The sequence below is a fragment of the Peribacillus huizhouensis genome (assembly GCF_014138605.1).
Classification (GTDB): Bacteria; Bacillota; Bacilli; order Bacillales; family DSM-1321; genus Peribacillus; species Peribacillus huizhouensis.
The window spans coordinates 1-3346 of sequence record NZ_JACJHX010000046.1; the positions used below are offsets into that span (position 1 = coordinate 1).

Annotated in this window: 3 protein-coding genes; all 3 read left to right on the forward strand. The window is 31.2% G+C overall.

Going from position 1 to position 3346, the window contains the following annotated elements; translation table 11 throughout:
• Positions 1 to 577 precede the first annotated feature (577 nt).
• The gene (locus HNP81_RS23485) at positions 578 to 1084 is read left to right on the forward strand and encodes an RNA polymerase sigma factor (RefSeq protein ID WP_182504177.1); all 507 of its coding nucleotides are present in this window, start codon (positions 578 to 580) and stop codon (positions 1082 to 1084) included.
• Positions 1071 to 2153 carry an anti sigma factor C-terminal domain-containing protein gene (locus HNP81_RS23490; protein WP_182504178.1) on the forward strand — a complete coding sequence of 361 codons (1083 nt, stop codon included), beginning with the start codon at positions 1071 to 1073 and terminating at the stop codon, positions 2151 to 2153. Before HNP81_RS23485 ends, HNP81_RS23490 begins: the two co-directional genes overlap by 14 nt.
• Positions 2154 to 2876: 723 nt before the next feature.
• Positions 2877 to 3346 (forward strand): hypothetical protein (locus tag HNP81_RS23495; RefSeq protein ID WP_182504179.1); only part of this gene is annotated, 470 nt, incomplete at its 3' end.

Sequence of the window (3346 nt, forward strand, 5' to 3'; positions counted from 1 at the left end):
ACTAATGAAACAAATTTCACCTCTAATGCTCTTTGGGATTAGAGGTTTTTATCTTGTGCAAATAACTTCTCCATATTCAATTAAAGGGCCATTTAATGGAGTAAGATGATTTGAATATAGAGTAGTACTTTAGCAAAAAAAGCGCGATTCGTTAAACATGGATAAAATCTCTGCTTTCAGATAAAATGTAGAGATTTTTGGTGTTTTAATATACTCAGTTAAATGAGTAAATAAACGGTGGTTTATTCAAGGATGAGATTTCTTCGGCTATCTCCCCTTTTGTACTAAAAACGTTGGGTTTGTACAAATAAGGCTCTTTGATAAGTTCTGTATGATAATCCTCGAAGTTTATCGTTATTTTTCATCTTCATTTACCACGATATGAGATAATTTCCTTCTATAAAGTCCAAATAATCATATATAAAAAGGCTTTACTCCCCAAATTAAAATAAATAATCTAGAATTCTTTTAAAAGAACTGTATACTTTTTGGCTTTTCATTTGTTATATATGTAAGTTAAATAATAACGTTATTTTTTAGCTAGGCTAAAATGCATGACAGTAGAAGTTGGTGAAACATGAAAAATGGGGCCATAGAAGATTTTCTAATAGATGAAGCTAAACTGGTTTATAAATATCTTTTGAAAATGGGGGCTTCAAAAGAAGATGCCGAAGACATTTTGCAAGATACCTTATATAGAACTATAAAAAACATTGATTCTATTCATGAAGATAAGGTTAGAGCTTGGCTTTTTAAGGTTGCCATTAATAACTACTACAATCTTTATAGTAGAAAGAAGACAATGGTTCATCTTACTTCTGAGCAATTAGAGATGATAAAGCCATCAAGTAATAGTGCAGAAGAAATATATTTGACCGAACAAAACAAGAAGGAGCTAATGAGTGCTTTAAATGAATTAAAACCAGCGTATAAAAACTTGTTAATTTTGAAGTATTACATGGATTTATCTTATAAAGAAATAGCAAGCATTTTGGAGACAAGTGAACAAAATATAAAAGTTTATCTTTACCGTGCAAGAAATACTTTCAAACACATTTGGGAGGGAAATCATGATGAACAATAAAGATAACAAAAACGGTGATATAAAAGATGAAAAAGAACTGGATGATTTATTTGATCATCTAAAGAAAAATAAATTGAAAAAGGCAATAAAAAAAGCAAAATGGCAGTCTATTCTAAGAAATGTGTTAATCAGTTTAGGAGTTTTAGTAGTCTTTTTCATTGGCGGTTCAATAGCCAATAGAAACTTAGTTTACAAACTAGAAGCGCCGACCCAAATTGCCGTATCCGACTTTAATGAAATTTCAGCTCCTAATAAATATATTGGGAAAATAGATCGGTACCATGGTGTTCTCGGTGGTAAAAATAGTTTTACAACCTATAAAATTATCGAAGGAAAAGTAGTGTATACAGGTGAAAGTGAATATAGTTATGGTTTATTTCAAGACTATAATGGCAATCTAATTGGAAGTGAAGCACCAAGTATTATAGGTACAAGTTATGATACCGAAGATCTGGATAGACAAAAGTACAATGAGTTAGGACAAAGAGAAATGATCTTCTTTTATCCTTTCGTTGATTATCCTCAATATAAAAATGATTTGCATCTATTAGATCAGATTGAAGCCAATAAGAATATGGAGATCGCTTTGTCATTTGATCAATCTTATAGTATGGATAAAGTTCGCGACAAGCTGCCTAATGATGTTACATTATCGTGGTATTGGATTGATGATTTGAACGATGAAGAAAAAGAAGAAAGTAAATCTATTACGATCACTCAAATAGATGATAATGGAGAACAAAAAACCGAAGAGGCCAACTTTTCAAGGATTCGTTCTGAGAAAACCGTCTATGGGATTAAAGCGTTAGATGCGAGCAATGTAAGGTTAGAAGAACCATTACAACATTTTATTTGGGCATTAAAAAATGGAAGAGAATACGATACTAGATTTAAGGGGGAATTTGATCGGGTTTATAACAATTTGCTTGGACAGGATGGAAAATTGACTAAAGATGATATTAGGGTATTTGGGGTAGTAGTTACTGGTGATGCCGAAACCTTGAAGAGTCTGCGAGGATTACCTTTTATTAAAGCTTCATCAATAGGAGTCATTACAGAAAAATTTTAGAAAAGTACGTAGATAATGATAAATGGGATGAACAAGAACGATTATTCATTAAGAATGGTCGTTTTTGTTTAATAAAAATAAGATGATAACAACAGGTGCCCTCTTATTATAGTTTTTGACTTCTATAGTATTTTACTTTTTGTAGCTTAATTGGATGCCCGTAACAGATGAGAATATATATATATCAAAGCTACAAAAGGAATTCAATATGTGGATTTAAAATAAAGTCACGATGTTTGCAAAAAAAGTTACGATGCTTTACCTCTTTGGAAGTTATTTAAAGGGTTGTTCCACAAACGGGCCAGATTGTGGAGTAATATTATTAATTCTATCGTGAAGATTATGAAGAAATATACTTTAGCTAATTGGAAGATTAATTGAATAACAATTGAGCTATTATACCTCAAAGACTGGACTAATTTTCATAAAGTTAGGAAAGATAATTTTGATTGAGGAAATATCACTCAAAATAGATTTAAAACAGTAAGGGAGTCTAAAGGCGATCTATTCACCGAAAAGTGAAGCATTACTTTTGCCTTTAATAATGCAGTAGGACTAGCTACTATGAAAATACCAATCGCTCAGGATAGTGCCAAAGTCTTTAGAGCTTGGGGAGTAATGGCTAGTGGTTATGTTTGTCTTGACTAAGTATCATTTAACGCAAAAACAGGTCGAATGAGCTTAGCATATCCATATAAGAAAATATTGAGGAGTGGCAAATGAATGAAGATTAAAGTTTACTTAAATCCTGAAAATTATCGAGAATTATCAGGAGAATTTGATGAAGGAGATTTTTTTGAAACTTTTTGGGGAAGAATTAATATATTAATTGATGATAAAGATTTTTTTGAGAATGACTCTGTTATCGAAGAGTTTAAAGAGCAACCCAATTATTATGACATACACGGACTAACTCTACCTATGTTCCCCTTCATTTACAATTTAATGGATAATTATAATGAGATAGGTAGACGAGATTTATTATTACATGAAGGGCCAATGGCAGAAGGATTAGTTATAAAAACTGATGGTGACTATATTATACTAGCAATTGAAGCATATAACGGAGAAAGTGGAGAAACAAAGTGGTATGACGGCGAAAAATTAATAAGTGAAAAAGAACTCACAAAAAATGAGATAAATTCAATGCCAACAAGTATTTTTAAACAAGAATTAAAAAATGGAATTAACAA